The sequence below is a fragment of the Kaistella treverensis genome, assembly GCF_900114045.1.
Taxonomy (GTDB): domain Bacteria; phylum Bacteroidota; class Bacteroidia; order Flavobacteriales; family Weeksellaceae; genus Kaistella; species Kaistella treverensis.
Window position 1 is genome coordinate 492,166 of record NZ_FORQ01000002.1, and the last position, 15,960, is coordinate 508,125.

Consider the following 15,960-nt stretch of genomic DNA (forward strand, 5'->3'; position numbering starts at 1 on the left):
AAATTAAGAAAAAATTAGGCACAAAAAAGCCGTTTTTTTTCAAAACGGCTTTTTTTTTATTTTTTGAGAATTTAATTAAAAACTGACTTCATTTACTTCTTTACCACGTTGAAAATTCATTGTTTTCTGGTTGCCTTTGTAAGCGATATTTACGAGGTTAAACTGTTTCGGAAAAGTTGCCAGTAAAATGGTGTTTTTAATTCTTACTGTGCTAAAATTTGCTATTCCGTTTGCTTCAAAATACACCCAAACTGATTCGCCGTTCACCTGACTTCCGGTAAATGTGAGTGTGCGCACACTACCGTCTACATATAAATCGAAATTGTTGTTGACGTATTTCTTTACTTCTGCTTCAAAACCTGCGGTATTTGGGTTGATCTTAATAGCGTCTGATATATGTGCAGTATTCATTTTTGTCGTAAACTTCAAGGTTTTGCTCCCTTCTACATAATCTACTTTTGTCATCGAGGAATAAAATTCTGCCGCCGCAAAACTCATCATCAGCATCGATGCAAAAATTAATATACTGAATAAAAATTTTTTCATCTCTTAATTTGTTACTGGGTATTCTCAAATATGGTGCCAACTAAAAATTAACGTTGACCGAGTATTTATCGTAAAAAGCTTTAATATGACTTACCGCTTCATCGGCCGTATCTACAACGCGATACAGGTTCAAATCTTCCGGAGAAATCATTCCGTTTTCCAGCAAAGTGTCTTTAAACCATTCGAATAACCCGGCCCAAAATTTAGATCCGACCATTACGATCGGGAAGCGCCCGATTTTATTGGTTTGAATTAAAGTCATCGCCTCCATCAACTCATCCAATGTACCAAAACCACCCGGCATCACGACAAAACCCTGAGAATATTTTACAAACATCACTTTGCGAACGAAAAAGTAATCGAAATCAATGCTTAAACCTTTGTCGATGAACGGATTAAAATGTTGCTCAAAAGGCAAATCAATATTCAGTCCGATGGATTTTCCGCCACCTTTTCTCGCACCGCGGTTTCCGGCCTCCATAATTCCGGGGCCGCCGCCGGTGATAATTCCAAAACCGATATCGGTAATTTTTTCAGCAATTTCTACAGCAAGATCGTAGTATTTGTCGCCTTCTTTTAAACGTGCTGAGCCAAAAATAGAAACGCAGGGACCAATTTTCGCCATTTTCTCGTAGCCGTCCACAAACTCCGCCATTACTTTGAAAACCATCCAGCTGTCTTTGGTTACCATTTCATCCCAGGTTTTTTCCTTGAATGAATTCTGTATTCGCTGATCAATTTCCAGAAGACTGCCGCTCGCTTCCTTCGTGGTGCCTTTGCCTCTTTTTATTTTGCTCATTTATATAAAAATTTTTTCAGCCGCCGCAATAGATTCCGGTTTACCAACATCTACAATATGGGCGTTGTGTTCGTATCCGAAAATCGATTCCGTCATCATCAAATCTAGATATTCCTCCATAATCGAAAATTTTCCGCGTCTTTTTATTTTGCGGAAGATCTGCGGCTTTACACAGTGAATTCCGCTGAAAGCCAAAGGCTTAAAACCCTTATTGAATTCCGCCAAACGCTGCTCGCCACTTTCTACATTTAGCCAGCCTTTCAGAATCATTTCCGGGCTGAAGAGCAGTTTTCGGGAACTTTTACGGTCTGATACGGCTAAAGTAGCAAAATCTTTCTTTTCCTGATGATATTTTATAAATAAATTCAAATCCAGATCGGTTAAAATATCCGCATTCATAATCAGAAAATCTTCGCCGCCGTCTAAAAATTTCTGAGCAAAAAGCAAACCGCCGCCGGTTTCCAGCAGCTGATCTTTCTCATCAGAAAGCTCAATCCTGGCATTGAAATTATTATTTTCCTGAAGAAAAGTTCGGATTTGGTCACCAAAATGATGAATATTGATGACAAAATCATTGATGCCATAACTTTGCAGATATTTTATATTTCTTTCCAGCAAGGGAACACCGTTCACGGGCGCCAGCGCTTTCGGATGGTTGTCGGTAAAAGGTTTCAGGCGCGTGCCTTTTCCGGCTGCAAAAATCAGCGCTTTCATGAAACTGTATTCAACTGCGGCTGTTCGTCGTGATTGATCGAAACGCTGGCTTCCGGATATTTTTCGCGGATAAATTCAGCAGTTTTTTCAGCGGCGTAAACCGAACGGTGTTGGCCACCGGTACAGCCAAAATTTATCTGAAGATTTTCAAAACCGCGCGACAGATAATTTTCAATATTAATGGAAATGATGTTTTTCACCGCTTCTAAAAATTCCGGCATTTTTGTGCTTTTTTTCAGAAATTCCTGAACGCCGATGTCGCAGCCGGTTTGTGCTTTAAATTCTTCCAACCGTCCCGGATTTAAAACGCCGCGACAGTCAAAAGCGAAGCCGCCACCGTTACCGGAATAATCCTTCGGAATTCCGCCTTTTTTATAGGAAAAACTGTGTATTTCGATTTTTAAACTCATTATAATTTTTTGTAGACTTTCAGAGTCAAGCTTAAAAATTTCAAGCTTTTGAAAGCATATTTTTGATTTTTAATTGTGTTTCTGGCGCTTTTAGTGATCGAATTAACTTTAAAAGCTCCGGATATTTATGCATTTCTTGCCACGATTTGGAGAAATTTTGAAGGTTTGAAATTCCCTGATTTAAGCTTTCCATAAAATGCGATTTTCTTTGAATTAAACCACGGAATCCATAGGCGCCCAAAACCTGTAAAAACCGAATTAATTGCAGATATTCCAGCGAATTTTTTAATTGAGATTTTTTCACCTCGTCGTCCCAAAGCAAATAATAATATTCGAGCATTTTTGCCTTAAATTCTGCGGAAAAATTTGCTTTTGCCTGGAAAAGAAAGGAAATTACATCGTACATCAGCGGACCTTCCATCGCCGACTGATAATCGATGAAAAAAACTTCATCGCGCTCATTCACCATAATATTTCTTGCCTGAAAATCCCGGATCATAATTCCGCGCGGCTCTAGTTTTTCTATTTTTTGGATGAGGTTTTTAAACTCCTGAAGTAAACTGGATTTGTGATAAGGAAGTTCCAACACATCGGCGACGAAACTTTTGAAATAAAATAAATCGTTGGTAATGGCGAGCTCACCGTATTCTTTGTACTCGAAAGTTTTAGAAAAATTCACGGCATTTTGGGTCTTTTTTTGTGTTTCAGCTAAACGAAAAAGCGCGCTTTTAACAAGTTTTTCGACACGATCTGTTTGCCCTTCTGCAGCGATAATTTCGGATAAAGTCTCTTTTCCGACAAACTGCTGAATGTACAATTTTCGGTCTTCCGAAATTTTTAAAATTTTGGGCGTATTTAAATCAAGTTCAGAGAAAAGTGATGAAAAATAAAAAAAAGCCTCGTTTTCAGCCAAATTTTCATTGTAGGTCACCACGTATTTATGGTCATCTTTTGTTCCGATGAAATTTCGTCGCGCCGAACCACTTTGTTCTAAAAGGTAAAAATTGCCCGTTTTAGCGCCTAAAAAATTTTCAAGAAAAGACTGAGCTTCTGTGATGGTCATATGTTACAAATATAGGAAAAATCCTATTTTAGAAAGCAGTATATTTGCCGTAATGTTCAGTGATTTTAAACCGGTTCTGGGAGTTCTTCTGCGGTTCGTCGCCATTTATGTGGTGACGGTTTTGCTGTACCAGCTGTACCTAAATCAATACCAAAATGCCGGGCTGGACCCGTTTTCGACTTGGGTGATGAAACAGGTTGATTTTATCCAAAATTCTTTCGGTTATTCATCTGAAATGGTTCCCGGAAAACCTGAAGAGGAAACGACCTGGTTTTACGTGAGCGGACAGTACGTCTCGCGAATGGTGGAAGGCTGTAATGCGATTTCGGTGATGATACTTTTCCTCTCCTTTATTTTTGCTTTTTACAAAGGTTATAAAACTTTTGTTTTTGTGGCCGTTTCCTTGGTAGCGCTCCATATCATGAATGTTCTGCGCATTGTGGGGCTGAATATTCTTTTGGTTGAAATGCCGCAATATTCCAAAATCGGGCACGACTATTTATTTCCTGCGATTATTTATGGAAGTGTGGTGATTCTTTGGTTAATTTGGATTAAATTTTTCGCGATAAATGAAGTTCCGGATGAAACTGCTTAAATGGTTTTTGGTGGCGCTGTGCGTTTTCGGACTAATCGCAGTGAGAATGTTCGAAGACCAACTTTTTTACGATCCGTTTCAGGCATTTTTTCACATCGCAAATGAACATGCGACTTTCCCGGCTTTTGAATGGAGTCCGCTGATTTTCGGCTATATTTTCAGGTTTTTTTTGAATTTAGCTTTATCAACTGCAATTGTTCACCTTATTTTCAACAGCAAAAGATGGACGCTGCAAGCTGCCGTTTTAATTACAGTTGTATTTCTGATTACATTTCCCATTTACCTTTACTGCATTTACACGCACTTTGAAGTCGGTTATCTTTTCTCATTTTATATGAGAAGATTCGTCATTCAGCCGCTGATTTTATTGCTGATTATTCCGCTTTTTTATTACCGTTTACATACGACGAAGGCAAATCATTAACGGTGTGCTTATTCTCCTGAGTAATTGTATTTACGTTCCATTCCACTTGTCCAACGAAAGCCTGCTCGCGAACCGGACAGCTGAATAAAGCACAAATTGCACACGAAATAGGTTTACAATCGTCGAGGTGAAAATTGAATTCGATTGCGCGGTCGTGACTTTCACCAATTAATTTGTACATATCTTCCATTTCCTGATGCGCCCGCCGGAGTTCGTAATACCACGGCATGGTCAAATGAGCGTCGATGTGCAGGCCGCTCCCGTGTTGCTGAATCCGGACATTGTGAAGATCGGTCCATTGTGGTAACCGGCGGTCATCTAAAAATTTTGCAAGTCTTTTCAGCATGTCTTCATCAGCTTCATCCATGATTCCGCTTAAAGATTTTCGAATAATCTGATAGCCGACATACATAATATAAGCGCCGAAGAGAAAAGCGACCACGGCATCAATCCAATACAGTTTGGTGATTTGAACTAAAATCAAACTGATAACAACACCGAAAGTCGTTAAAGTGTCGCTTTTCAAATGCGTTCCGGAACTTTGTAAAACCAAAGAGTTTTCGCGCACACCTTTTTTGAAGGAAATATGTCCCATCAAATAATTGATGATTGCTGTAGCTGCCACGATCGCGATTCCCCAATCAAGCTGTTTGGGAATGTTACCATGTAAAAGCGAGTCTACCGCCTGGACAATGATGATAATGCCCGCAAAAATAATCAAGGCTCCTTCAACTCCCGAAGTTACAAATTCCACCTTTCCGTGACCATACGGATGGTCAATATCTTTCGGTTTTGCGGCGAGATACAGCGAATATAAGCCCATAAAAGCAGCGATAATATTCACAATACTTTCCATGGCGTCCGAGAACACTGCATCGGAATTGGTGAAATGCCACGCCAGTAACTTTCCTAAAAAAAGCGCAATACCAACGATGGCGACATTCCGCTGGAAAGTGAAATTGTTCTGTGAATGATTTTTATTTTCAGACATGGGGTTTTATTAAGCTATTATTAATGTTCGACGCATCTAATACAAAAAAAATGCTCACATATTGTGAGCATTTGGTTTAAACTAAGTCGTTTTTAAGGAGATATTCTGCGATCTGCACCGCATTGGTCGCAGCGCCTTTTCGGAGATTATCTGCGACAATCCAAAGGTTTAAAGTTTTTGGCTGAGACAAATCACGACGGATTCTGCCTACAAAAACCTCATCTTTTCCTTCGGAATATAAAGGCATCGGATAGATGTTGTTTTTCACATCATCCAAAACCACAACACCCGGTGTATTTGAAAGAATATTTCGGATTTCATCCAGATCAAATTCGTTTTCAAATTCAATATTTACACTTTCAGAATGTCCGCCCTGAACGGGGACTCGCACAGCAGTTGCTGAGATATTAAAGCTGTCATCACCCAAGATTTTCTTAGGTTCAGTCATCAGTTTTATTTCTTCTTTGGTGTAGTCGTCATCGGCGAAAACGTCGCATTGTGGCAAAGCGTTTTTGAAGATGTCGTAGTGATAAACTTTTTTTACCTGCTTATCACCCCTAATTTCTGCATTTAGCTGATCCACAGCATTTTTTCCGGTTCCGGTCACCGATTGATAAGTTGAAATAATTACCCGTTTCAGCCCGAAATTTTTGTTTAATGGATGTAAAACCATTACCAGCTGAATAGTAGAGCAGTTTGGATTTGCAATGATTTTGTCGTCCTTCGTCAAAACATCCGCGTTGATTTCTGGAACTACTAATTTTTTATCAGCTTCCATGCGCCACGCAGAAGAATTATCGATGACGATAGTTCCGGCCTCAGCAAACTTTGGAGCAAATTCCAGAGAAGTGTTTCCGCCTGCGGAAAATAGCGCGATTGCTGGCTTTCGGTTTATCGCGTCTTCCATCGAAACGATTTCGGTCTCCTGGCCTTTAAATATGATTTTTTTGCCCACCGACTTTTCAGAAGCAACGGGAATGAGTTCCGTAACGGGAAAATTTCTTTCCTCTAAAACTTTTAGCATGATTTGTCCCACCATTCCGGTGGCGCCTACTACTGCTATTTTCATTAAGAATATCTGTTGTTTTAAATGTTATGCAAAAAATGAAGGGAAAACGCGTGCCCACGGGAAAGCATATGCAAACAGTGCAAAAGCGATTACGCCCATAATTACAATTTTCATTGCAAGCGTTTCGTTGGATTTCATGTATTTATTAATGAAGGTCATCAGCACCACACCAATCAGCATCGATACCGGGTGCTCCACATAGGAAAAGCGCGCTGCAGCATTGCTCATTAAAGTTCCCGTTTCTAAAGCTCCTTTTAATCCCGGTGAAAATACCAGCATTAAAATCCCCACGATCAGTTGGATGTGAAAGAGAATCATCGTAAACAAGGTAGATTTGCGCAACAATTTGCTGATTTTGCCCGAATAACCGAACATGGTAACCAATAACGCTACGACGAAAATAATGCCTGCAAGCAAAATTAAGTAAGCAAAACCTTTGTGTGCTTCAGTAATAATTTTAAATGTATCCATAGTATATTTTGTTAACGGCAAAGATAAAAAAAATCCCGACGAAAACGTCGGGATTTAAGGGTTTGTAGTATCAATTTCTTAGAAAAGGAAACTTACAGAAGCATTCCAGGTTCTTCCGAATCCGAAGAATACCTCGTTTGCTTTGTTAATGCCATTCCAATTGTTTGCGGAGTTAGCATCAGCAGCTTTATTTGTTCTGGATTCAGCGATATATGTTTTATCTAAAACATTGTTCACATTGAATCTTAGTTTGAAAGACTGAGTGTCATTTAGTTTAAATCTTGCGCCAGCACCTAGGTCTAGCAATCCATAAGATGGTAATTCTACCGCTGGATCAGATGGAGTAGGTTTTGAAGCTGTGATTAAACGTGATGAAGGTTCGAAAGCTGAATAAAGTTTGTCAGCATAACGGTATTGTGCATCGAAGTTTAACCAGTCTGTAACTTTGAAATCAGCACCTAAAGCAGCAGTTAGCTGTGCAGCATCACCAACTTTAAGACCATCCAAAGCAAGAGTTCCTTCCTGAATCACAGTGTTTGTTTGATCTTCAACGAAAGATGCTGATGGGCTACCTTCGAAGAACCAGTCTCCTACAGAGAACATACCGTTTACAGTCACGAATTGTGCTGGTTTCACGTTGAAATCTAATTCAATACCTCTGTGGATTTCTTTAATTCCTAAAACGTTTGCAACACCTGTTACATCTACACCGTTAAGTTTCCCTCTCGTGGTAAGTCTTCTGTAGATATCATCCCAAGAAGTGTTGTAAAGGTTTAAGTTCGCATTGAAAATACCTGAACGGTAACCGTAACCAACTTCGAAAGAAGTAATTTTTTCGTTAGTTAAAGATGGATTAACGTCATTTCTGTTGTTTAAGAAAACAGCTCCGAAGAAAGGTTGTCTTTCGTAATATCCACCATTAACAAAAACATTGTGATTTTCATCGATGTTATAATTCGCTCCACCTTTTACATTGAAACCAACTAAATCAACTTTTTCACTTTTTTGCTCGTTTGGTGCATAAAGCATATAATCAATTCTTTGGAAAGCCTGGTTGGAAACTGAACCCTGAACGAATGCAGAAAGTGCATCGTTGGTATACTCCAATTGTCCGAAACCACCTAACCAGTTTACGATACCATCGTTACTGTAAGCTAACTGGTCTTTGATGTCGTTGGTTTTACCACCGAACGGGTTCCAGGTAGGGTTTGTAGTAAACGCGTTGGTAATTACGTTTGGTTTGTTATTGATGTTGCTTGTATCTGTGTAAGAGTTGTTACCTAAGAAATCTGTTACAATTCTGTAGTGGATTCCTTCGTAAGTACGACCGTCTAAACCAACAGTTGCACTTAAGTTGTCATTAATCTTATGATTCAAGCTGGTGATAAGTCCTAACCAGTTATGAGAGTTGATAGAAGATCTTCTGATAATTCCGTTGCTGCTGCTAGCCATTCCCGGAGTTTTGTTTACAGCACCGAAGTCTGCAACTACACCTCCTCTGTTCCAGCTAACGATATCGTCAAATCTTACAAGACCGTCTGCAGTTCTTGGTAAGTTGTTGTAAAATACACCGTTGATTCTACCAGCGTCACCTGTACCACCACCTCTACCGAAAGAAGCGTAAGCTACAGAATTTAATGTAGTAGCCTCAGTAATTTTCCAGTCCCAGTTTAATGACATTACCGGTTTGTGGTAATAGTTTCTGGTCATAGAATACTCTTCACCGTTTAAATATCCCCAGTTTTGGTTAAATCTTCTGTTTGGTTCGTCCTCAGTTCCACCATATTTGATGTGATCGTTAATGGTTGACTGGAAAGATCTTTGGTTGTGAACCTGTGGCGCACCAGTGATTGTAAATTGCAAATCATGTTTTGCATTAGGTTGATAACCTACAGCTAAATAATAGTTGTACCCTTCGAATTCCGTTCCGTCCGCATACATATTACCTTCAGTTCTACTCATTAAGAATGATGTAGCCCAACCGCTTTCACCTTTTCCGGTGTTATACGAGAATAACTGCTTGTTATATCCGTCGTTACCAACACCAAGCGTTACATTTCCCTGTCTTTTTTTGTCCGCTGCTCTTGTAAGTACGTTGATGGTACCACCTACAGAAGCAATTGCTAATTTAGATGAGCCAAGACCTCTCTGAACCTGCATTGCAGAAGTTACATCAGATAATCCCGCCCAGTTTGACCAGTATACAGCACCACCTTCCATATCGTTTACAGGAACACCATTGATCATTACCGCAGTGTTTCTTTGATCGAAACCTCTCACGTTGATTCTGGAATCTCCGAATCCACCACCACCTTTGGTAGCGTATACAGATGGAGTAGTGTTAAGGATCTCCGGGAATTCTTGATTTCCCAGCTTATCGATAATCTGCGCTTCCTTGATGGTTGAAACAGCAACCGGAGTTTTTCTGTCTTTCGCGATGTCAGCAACGCCAGTTAATACAACTTGCTCAATGTCTTTTTCTCTACTAACAGTGTCTCTCGCAGTTTGTGCATAATAAACACTGGCTGTTGATAGCGTAAGTACTACCGTTAGCATTGATTTTTTCACAGGTCTGAAATTCATCTTTTTTTATTAAAAATTAAATTAGATTTTTATTGCGCAAAAATATGCTAAAATTTATTAACACACATTAACAAAATGTTAAATTTTAAAATATTGTCAGAAATCCCCTATTAATCATAGAATCAAACTGTTAAAAATTAATACCCGCTCATAAATTTCTAATTTTAATTTCATTTTTCTTAAAATTTTCCCCTAAAACGACCATTTTTTGCATTTTATTTTGATGCCTTCAAACTCAAATCGATGTTTTCCGCAGAATGGGTAAGCGCTCCCGCAGAAATATAATCAACGCCTGTTGCCGCAATTTCTTTCAGCATATTCCGCGTAATTCCGCCCGAAGCTTCTGTTTCGCATTTGCCATTTACCATTTTCACTGCGTCTTTCATCATCTGAACGTCCATGTTGTCGAGTAAAATACGGTCAGCACCGGCATTTAAAGCTTCTTCCACCTCTTCCAGATTTCTGGTTTCTACCTCAATTTTCAGCGGTTTTTTTATTTTTTCGGTGTATTCTTTGGCCATTTTTACAGCTTTTGTAATGCTTCCGTTATAATCAATGTGGTTATCTTTCAGCATAATCATGTCATACAAACCGTAACGGTGGTTCGTGCCGCCGCCAATTGCCACCGCCCATTTTTCGCAGATGCGGAAATTCGGAGTGGTTTTTCGCGTATCGAGTAATTTTGTTTTCGTCCCCAAAAGGCGCGAATCCCAGTCGTGCGTAAGCGTTGCGATGCCACTCATGCGTTGCATACAGTTCAAAACAAAACGCTCCGTAGAAAGAATGGAGCGTGCACTTCCGGTTACATAAAAAGCGATGTCGCCAACTTTTGCTGATGCGCCGTCTTTCAGCAAAACTTCAACTTTCAGGTTTTTATCAAACTGTTGGAAAATAATTTCCGCCAGTTCCACACCCGCCAAAATACAGTCCTGTTTTACCAGTAATTTTGCTTTTTGCTGTAAATCTTTCGGAATCGTTGCCAATGTAGAATGGTCGCCCTCCTGAATATCTTCTTCCAAAGCATTTTTAATGAAATTTTTTAAAACTTCTTTGGTCACGTATTTTGGTTTTTTCATTTTTAGATTTTTAGAAAAAGTTCCGTTTTATATTTTTATAATTAATGGTTTCCCACTTTTATTTTTAATGAAGCCAAATCGAAAAAATCTGCCGCTTTAACAGCATATTTTTTAATTATTGGTAATGAAATTCGAGCATTCATGGCATCTTCAATCCACAAAAATTCGCCTTTATAACAGCCATTATTTTTCAATTATTAGTAATGAAATTCGTGCATTCGTGGCATTCCATCCTAAAAAATTTTAGCTGCTCTACAGCCATTTTTCTTGGTTTTTGTTGAAATCGCATTTCATTTAAAATTCGTGCATTCGTGGCAATTTTTTTACGAAGAATTGCACATTTAGCAGCATATTTTTACACAAAATCTTTATTAAAAAATGCGCCTTTATTTTCTTTCATCATCAGCGAATGTTTGATAATCAAATACGAAATATTGGTCAAGTTCCTCAGCTCCGAAAGTTTCGGCGACAAAATCGAGTAGTTATACAGTTCCGTCACCGCTTCGAAAATTTCCTGCTGTTTTTTCTTCGCTAGGGCGAGTCGGTCGTTGCTGCGTACAATGCTCACCAGGTCACTCATCATTTCCTGTAATTGGCGACGCAGGTAACTTACCATCACCATTTCGTCCATCATTTTCATTCCTTCTTCATTCCATTCCGGTACGGCTTTTAAATCATCGAAATTAAAGTCATTCACCGTTAGCAATTCCACGGTTTTTATCGCAGCATTATGGCCAAAAACCAATCCTTCCAAAAGCGAATTTGAGGCAAGCCGGTTCGCGCCGTGCAATCCCGAATTCGTGCATTCGCCCACGGCGAAAAGATTTTTAATGGAACTTTGTCCGTTCATATCAGTTTCAATTCCGCCCATTAAATAATGGCACGCTGGAACCACCGGAATCAGCTGTTCGAACGGATCAATTCCTTCGTCCAGACATTTTTCATAAATATTCGGGAAATGCTCGATAAATTTCTCGCGGTCCATGTCGCGGCAATCCAAACCTACATAATCATCACCGGATATTTTCAGCTCGTTATCAATGGCGCGCGCCACAATATCCCGCGAGGCTAATTCTTCACGTTCGTCGTATTTCTGCATGAATTTTTCACCATCTTTCGTCCGTAGTTTTGCGCCGTCGCCACGCACCGCTTCGGAAATCAGGAAAAGCATTCCATCTCTTTTGGAATACAGCGCCGTGGGGTGAAACTGGTAATATTGCATGTTCGAAATTTTACCGCGTGCACGGTGCACAAAGGCAATTCCGTCGCCGGTCGCAATAATAGGGTTGGTCGTGTTTTTATAAACGTGTCCCGCGCCGCCAGTGGCAACCAAAGTAATTTTCGCCGTTATTTTCTTAATTTTTTTATTTTTCTCGTCAAGAATATAAGCGCCGTAGCAGTCGATTTTATTCAGATCGAAAATTTTTCCTGGAACATGGTGCTGCGTGATCAGATCGATGACGTAATGATGCGGCAAAATCTCAATATTAGGCGATTTATTCGCCGTTACAAGCAGCGCGCGTTCAATTTCTTTTCCGGTAATATCTTTGTGGTGAACAATTCGGTTTTCCGTGTGGCCTCCTTCTCTGCCAAGCATTAGATTTCCGTCTTTCTTATCGAAATTGGTTCCCCATTCTACCAGCTCCTTGAAACGCTCCGGACCTTTTTCGATGACCATTTTCACCACTTCCAGGTTATTTTCGCCGTCGCCTGCACGCATCGTATCGTCGATGTGCTTCTGGAAACCGTCGTTGTCAAAATCCGTTACAACTGCTAAACCGCCTTGCGCGTATTTCGTGTTGCTTTCGTCTTCATCGCCTTTGGTAACGATGATGATTTTGGCTTCGGGCATTTTTTCAGAAACTTTTATGGCGTAGGAAAGACCGGAAATTCCGGATCCGATGACGAGTACATCTGCTTTTATCATTGAGTTTATTCAGGCGTTTGTTGACTGTAAATTTAATTACAAAAATTTAAAGAGTTTTTCCGTGGGTTTCCGCACTTTTTTTAAGGTTTGATGAGTGTCTTCCTGCGAACGGTAACCTAAAGCTAACGTCACCGCAACTTTTTCATTTTCAGGATCTAAACCTAAAATCTGGTCGATGATTTCCTGCCGAAAACCTTCCATCGGGCAAGTATCTACATTTTCCAGCGCCGCGGCAAACATCAGGTTTCCCAAAACAATATAGCATTGTTTTTCGGCCCAAACCATAATTTCTTCGGGCGACAAACGGTTCATGTGACTGTCGATGCTTTGGCGGAAGGGATTTAAATTTTCTACCGGAATTTCTCTGGTCGCGGAAATATGCTTGAAATAATCGCCGATATATTCATTCCCAATTTTGTTTTTCGAAACAATCGCGATTAAATGGGAACACGTGGAAATTTGGGACGGATTGTAAAAAGCCGGAATCAGTTTTTCTTTGATTTCCGCGCTTTGCGCGATGATGATTTTGTACGGCTGCAAACCAAGCGAACTCGCGGAAAGTCTGGCAGCTTCCAGAATCTGGTAAAGCGCGTCGGCAGAAACTGTTTTTTCGGGGTCGAATTTCTTTACCGAATATCTTTTTTGCAATGCATCCAGGTAATTCATTGAACAAAGATAATTAAATGCGCTGAAAGATTTTGACGGAACTGTTCACGCAACCGATTTGCAAAAGAGAAAAAAGTGCCAATAGAACCGCTAAAATTTTTGAAATTTAAAAAACGCCACGAATGCACGAATATCTTGGTTTATTCAAAATTGAAAAATCTGCCAATAAAACCGGAAGATTTTAGATAATTAAAAATTCACGAATGCACGAATATCTTGGTTTGTTCAAAACCGAAAAATTTCCCAATAAAACCGCTAAAATTTTAGATAATTAAAAAATGCAACGAACGCACGAATATTTAATTCATCAAATCCCAAAAAATTTGCCGCTAAAACACCGAATTTTTTTAAAACAATCCGCCGCTTTTTTGTGCCTCGAAAAATTCATCGGTTGCTAAAGGTTTTTTTTGCGCAGCTTTTACCGCAAGCTGGTCACAGATTTCGTTTTCCGGATGCCCGGCGTGGCCTTTTACCCAGTGAAATGTTGGATTATGCGCTTTTAAAAGCGGCACAATTCTCCGCCATAAATCGGGGTTTTTTACGTTTTTAAAACCTTTTTTTATCCAGCCGAAAATCCATTTCTGGTTGATGGCATCTGAAACATATTTGCTGTCGGTGTAAATGTGAATGTCGTTTTCGGTGGATTTCAGTTTTTCCAGCGCCACAATCACCGCCAGAAGTTCCATGCGGTTGTTAGTCGTAAGGCGAAAACCTGCGGAATAGCGTTTTTCGTAGTTTTTTTCAGGAACTTTCATGACGATGCCGTAGCCACCTTTTCCCGGATTCCCGCTACAGGCGCCGTCGGTAAAAATCTCGATTTTAAGGCTCATTTCTAAAACTGAAAATCGTCGTCGTCGTCAAGGTCGTTCATGGACGAACCCGAAAGATTTTTATTGTCGCTAATATCGAAAGCTGCGCCTGGATCGATGGTGGTTTTAATTTTTTCAAAACCGCTCGGCGCGTCTTGCTGTCCGAAATTAGAAGATTCATAACCATATCCGCCGCCAAATAAATCCAGATCGGCGAATTTCGCGATGTTTTTGTAGAAAGACATTCTTACGTCGGCAGTTGCACCGTTCCGGTGTTTTGCGATAATCAGTTCTGCCTGATTTTCCGTAGAAGATTCCGCTCCGTCTTCGTCATTGTCCCAGGTCGAGATTTTATAATATTCCGGACGGAAAATAAAAGAAACGATATCCGCATCCTGCTCGATCGCACCGGATTCCCGAAGGTCGGAAAGCATCGGTCTTTTTCCCGGACGCGTTTCCACACTTCGCGAAAGCTGCGAAAGCGCAATTACAGGAACGTTCAATTCTTTAGCAATCGCTTTTAAGGAACGTGAGATCATAGCGATTTCCTGTTCACGGTTTCCTGCGCCACCTTTTCCAGAATTGGCGGTCATCAGCTGAAGATAATCCACCATGATGATTTTCACGCCGTGCTGCATCACAAGTCTTCGGCATTTCGCACGGAAATCAAAAACGGAAAGTGACGGTGTTTCATCGATATATAAAGGAGCGTTTTCTAACGCCGAAACGTTGGAGAACAATCTTTGCCATTCTTCATCAGACATTTGTCCTTTGCGAAGTTTTTCCGAAGAGATTCCGGTTTCGGAGGCAATCATTCTGGTAATCAGCTGAACTGATGCCATCTCAAGTGAAAACAAAGCCAACGGCACATTGTGTTCAACAGCAATATTCCTTGCCATGGAGAGCAAAAATGCGGTTTTACCCATCGCCGGACGCGCGGCGATGATAATTAAATCTGAGTTTTGCCAGCCACCTGTTTCTTTGTCAATATCTTTAAATCCTGACGGAATTCCGGAAATACCTTCTTTATCTTTTAAAGCTTTGATGGTTTCAATAGCCTGCGTAACCAAAGTATTCGCAGTGTCGAAACCTTTTTTGATGGTTCCGTTGGTGATTTCGAAAAATGACTGTTCGGCTTTGTCCAGAAGTTCGAAAACGTCGGTCGATTCTTTATATGAACTATCGATAACGTTAGCGGAAACATTGATGAGGCTTCGAAGGATGAATTTTTCCAGAATTACACGCACGTGATATTCGATATGCGCGCTGGATGAAACACCCATTGTTAAATCGATGATATAATGATCGCCGCCCGCAAAAGCCAATTTTTCAGTTTTTTTCAGTTCCTGGATTACGGTCATTAAATCCACCGGATGATTTCCTTCAAAAAGTCGCACTATAGCACGAAAAATTTCCTGGTGCCGCGGATCGTAAAAAACCTCCGGCGTCAGCAAGTCAATCGAGTAGTCGAGACCTTTTTTGTCAATAAGAAATGTACCGATGACGAGTTTCTCGAATTCGATGGCGTTCGGCGGCATTTTGCCGTCGGAAATCGAGAGTTCTTTAGCAAAATTCCCGTGGATTAGCGATGATAAAGTTTCCTTCTGGGTCATGGGACAAAGATAGTTTTTTTAGTGTTTTAAGGCGAAGAATTAATCAACATTCATCAGCTTATTATAATTAATGTGCTGATGCTCAATAAGCTAAAGTGTTGATAAGTCGGAAGGAGACTGGTTTTCATTCTAGCCCGGATCGCAATGGATACTGAAATTTCGGGAGCAATGAAGAGCCGGTCGGAAATTTGTAAGAAGCGAAAA

General features: G+C 40.2%; 16 protein-coding genes. 2 read left to right on the forward strand and 14 right to left on the reverse strand.

Going from position 1 to position 15,960, the window contains the following annotated elements; all coding sequences use genetic code 11:
* Positions 1 to 75: 75 nt before the first annotated feature.
* From BMZ55_RS07700 to BMZ55_RS07720, 5 genes are all read right to left on the reverse strand, one after another.
* Entirely contained in the window at positions 76 to 546 is a 471-nt protein-coding gene (locus tag BMZ55_RS07700; RefSeq protein WP_089819836.1) for a DUF6702 family protein, read from the reverse strand.
* Between the two features lie 40 nt (positions 547 to 586).
* A complete protein-coding gene (locus BMZ55_RS07705) occupies positions 587 to 1,237 on the reverse strand; it encodes an LOG family protein (RefSeq protein WP_394332635.1) in 651 nt (216 codons plus the stop codon).
* A gap of 108 nt (positions 1,238 to 1,345) precedes the next feature.
* Positions 1,346 to 2,059 carry a nucleotidyltransferase family protein gene (locus tag BMZ55_RS07710; protein WP_089819838.1) on the reverse strand — a complete coding sequence of 238 codons (714 nt, stop codon included), beginning with the start codon at positions 2,057 to 2,059 and terminating at the stop codon, positions 1,346 to 1,348.
* On the reverse strand, positions 2,056 to 2,469 hold the full coding sequence (locus tag BMZ55_RS07715; protein WP_089819839.1) for a RapZ C-terminal domain-containing protein: 414 nt from the start codon (positions 2,467 to 2,469) through the stop codon (positions 2,056 to 2,058). The genes BMZ55_RS07710 and BMZ55_RS07715 overlap by 4 nt, the downstream gene beginning before the upstream one ends.
* 40 nt (positions 2,470 to 2,509) lie before the next feature.
* A complete protein-coding gene (locus BMZ55_RS07720) occupies positions 2,510 to 3,532 on the reverse strand; it encodes an aminoglycoside phosphotransferase family protein (protein ID WP_089819840.1) in 1,023 nt (340 codons plus the stop codon).
* Positions 3,533 to 3,584: 52 nt separating this feature from the next.
* On the opposite strand from BMZ55_RS07720, the gene xrtF reads away from it, so the two are divergent.
* Together xrtF and BMZ55_RS07730 are read left to right on the forward strand one after the other, a co-directional pair.
* Positions 3,585 to 4,127, forward strand: a complete 543-nt coding sequence (gene xrtF, locus BMZ55_RS07725) for an exosortase family protein XrtF (protein WP_089819841.1) — start codon at positions 3,585 to 3,587, stop codon at positions 4,125 to 4,127.
* Positions 4,114 to 4,551 carry an exosortase F system-associated membrane protein gene (locus BMZ55_RS07730; protein ID WP_233701920.1) on the forward strand — a complete coding sequence of 146 codons (438 nt, stop codon included), beginning with the start codon at positions 4,114 to 4,116 and terminating at the stop codon, positions 4,549 to 4,551. Before xrtF ends, BMZ55_RS07730 begins: the two co-directional genes overlap by 14 nt.
* Here the strand turns inward: BMZ55_RS07730 and BMZ55_RS07735 are convergent.
* The 9 genes from BMZ55_RS07735 to dnaB all read right to left on the reverse strand — a co-directional run bounded on the left by BMZ55_RS07735 (position 4,502) and on the right by dnaB (position 15,756).
* Positions 4,502 to 5,542, reverse strand: coding sequence for a cation diffusion facilitator family transporter (locus tag BMZ55_RS07735; RefSeq protein ID WP_089819843.1), 1,041 nt, complete (start codon positions 5,540 to 5,542; stop codon positions 4,502 to 4,504). The genes BMZ55_RS07730 and BMZ55_RS07735 overlap by 50 nt on opposite strands.
* A 76-nt stretch (positions 5,543 to 5,618) precedes the next feature.
* Positions 5,619 to 6,611: an aspartate-semialdehyde dehydrogenase gene (locus BMZ55_RS07740; RefSeq protein WP_089819844.1), complete on the reverse strand. Its 993-nt coding sequence runs from the start codon at positions 6,609 to 6,611 to the stop codon at positions 5,619 to 5,621.
* A 24-nt stretch (positions 6,612 to 6,635) separates the two neighbouring features.
* Positions 6,636 to 7,082: a hypothetical protein gene (locus tag BMZ55_RS07745; protein WP_089819845.1), complete on the reverse strand. Its 447-nt coding sequence runs from the start codon at positions 7,080 to 7,082 to the stop codon at positions 6,636 to 6,638.
* Between the two features lie 78 nt (positions 7,083 to 7,160).
* Positions 7,161 to 9,665 (reverse strand): TonB-dependent receptor, encoded by a 2,505-nt coding sequence (locus BMZ55_RS07750; protein ID WP_089819846.1) that lies wholly within the window; start codon positions 9,663 to 9,665, stop codon positions 7,161 to 7,163.
* Between the two features lie 215 nt (positions 9,666 to 9,880).
* Positions 9,881 to 10,741, reverse strand: a complete 861-nt coding sequence (nadC, locus tag BMZ55_RS07755; protein WP_089819847.1) for a carboxylating nicotinate-nucleotide diphosphorylase — start codon at positions 10,739 to 10,741, stop codon at positions 9,881 to 9,883.
* A gap of 355 nt (positions 10,742 to 11,096) precedes the next feature.
* The gene (gene nadB, locus BMZ55_RS07760; RefSeq protein WP_089819848.1) at positions 11,097 to 12,668 is read right to left on the reverse strand and encodes an L-aspartate oxidase; all 1,572 of its coding nucleotides are present in this window, start codon (positions 12,666 to 12,668) and stop codon (positions 11,097 to 11,099) included.
* 36 nt (positions 12,669 to 12,704) lie between these two features.
* Positions 12,705 to 13,334, reverse strand: coding sequence for an NAD(P)H-dependent oxidoreductase (locus BMZ55_RS07765; RefSeq protein WP_039340678.1), 630 nt, complete (start codon positions 13,332 to 13,334; stop codon positions 12,705 to 12,707).
* Between the two features lie 347 nt (positions 13,335 to 13,681).
* Entirely contained in the window at positions 13,682 to 14,164 is a 483-nt protein-coding gene (gene rnhA, locus BMZ55_RS07770) for a ribonuclease HI (protein WP_089819849.1), read from the reverse strand.
* A 2-nt stretch (positions 14,165 to 14,166) separates the two neighbouring features.
* Positions 14,167 to 15,756, reverse strand: coding sequence for a replicative DNA helicase (gene dnaB / locus BMZ55_RS07775; protein ID WP_039340672.1), 1,590 nt, complete (start codon positions 15,754 to 15,756; stop codon positions 14,167 to 14,169).
* Positions 15,757 to 15,960: the final 204 nt, after the last annotated feature.

What these genes read in the sequence shown, in the direction of transcription:
- BMZ55_RS07700 (WP_089819836.1), bottom strand. Translation starts at nt 546, where the DNA reads ATGAAAAAATTTTTATTCAGTATATTAATTTTTGCATCGATGCTGATG.
- BMZ55_RS07705 (WP_394332635.1), bottom strand. Translation starts at nt 1,237, where the DNA reads ATGGTAACCAAAGACAGCTGGATGGTTTTCAAAGTAATGGCGGAGTTT.
- BMZ55_RS07710 (WP_089819838.1), bottom strand. Translation starts at nt 2,059, where the DNA reads ATGAAAGCGCTGATTTTTGCAGCCGGAAAAGGCACGCGCCTGAAACCT.
- BMZ55_RS07715 (WP_089819839.1), bottom strand. Translation starts at nt 2,469, where the DNA reads ATGAGTTTAAAAATCGAAATACACAGTTTTTCCTATAAAAAAGGCGGA.
- BMZ55_RS07720 (WP_089819840.1), bottom strand. Translation starts at nt 3,532, where the DNA reads ATGACCATCACAGAAGCTCAGTCTTTTCTTGAAAATTTTTTAGGCGCT.
- xrtF (WP_089819841.1), top strand. Translation starts at nt 3,585, where the DNA reads ATGTTCAGTGATTTTAAACCGGTTCTGGGAGTTCTTCTGCGGTTCGTC.
- BMZ55_RS07730 (WP_233701920.1), top strand. Translation starts at nt 4,114, where the DNA reads ATGAAACTGCTTAAATGGTTTTTGGTGGCGCTGTGCGTTTTCGGACTA.
- BMZ55_RS07735 (WP_089819843.1), bottom strand. Translation starts at nt 5,542, where the DNA reads ATGTCTGAAAATAAAAATCATTCACAGAACAATTTCACTTTCCAGCGG.
- BMZ55_RS07740 (WP_089819844.1), bottom strand. Translation starts at nt 6,611, where the DNA reads ATGAAAATAGCAGTAGTAGGCGCCACCGGAATGGTGGGACAAATCATG.
- BMZ55_RS07745 (WP_089819845.1), bottom strand. Translation starts at nt 7,082, where the DNA reads ATGGATACATTTAAAATTATTACTGAAGCACACAAAGGTTTTGCTTAC.
- BMZ55_RS07750 (WP_089819846.1), bottom strand. Translation starts at nt 9,665, where the DNA reads ATGAATTTCAGACCTGTGAAAAAATCAATGCTAACGGTAGTACTTACG.
- nadC (WP_089819847.1), bottom strand. Translation starts at nt 10,741, where the DNA reads ATGAAAAAACCAAAATACGTGACCAAAGAAGTTTTAAAAAATTTCATT.
- nadB (WP_089819848.1), bottom strand. Translation starts at nt 12,668, where the DNA reads ATGATAAAAGCAGATGTACTCGTCATCGGATCCGGAATTTCCGGTCTT.
- BMZ55_RS07765 (WP_039340678.1), bottom strand. Translation starts at nt 13,334, where the DNA reads ATGAATTACCTGGATGCATTGCAAAAAAGATATTCGGTAAAGAAATTC.
- rnhA (WP_089819849.1), bottom strand. Translation starts at nt 14,164, where the DNA reads ATGAGCCTTAAAATCGAGATTTTTACCGACGGCGCCTGTAGCGGGAAT.
- dnaB (WP_039340672.1), bottom strand. Translation starts at nt 15,756, where the DNA reads ATGACCCAGAAGGAAACTTTATCATCGCTAATCCACGGGAATTTTGCT.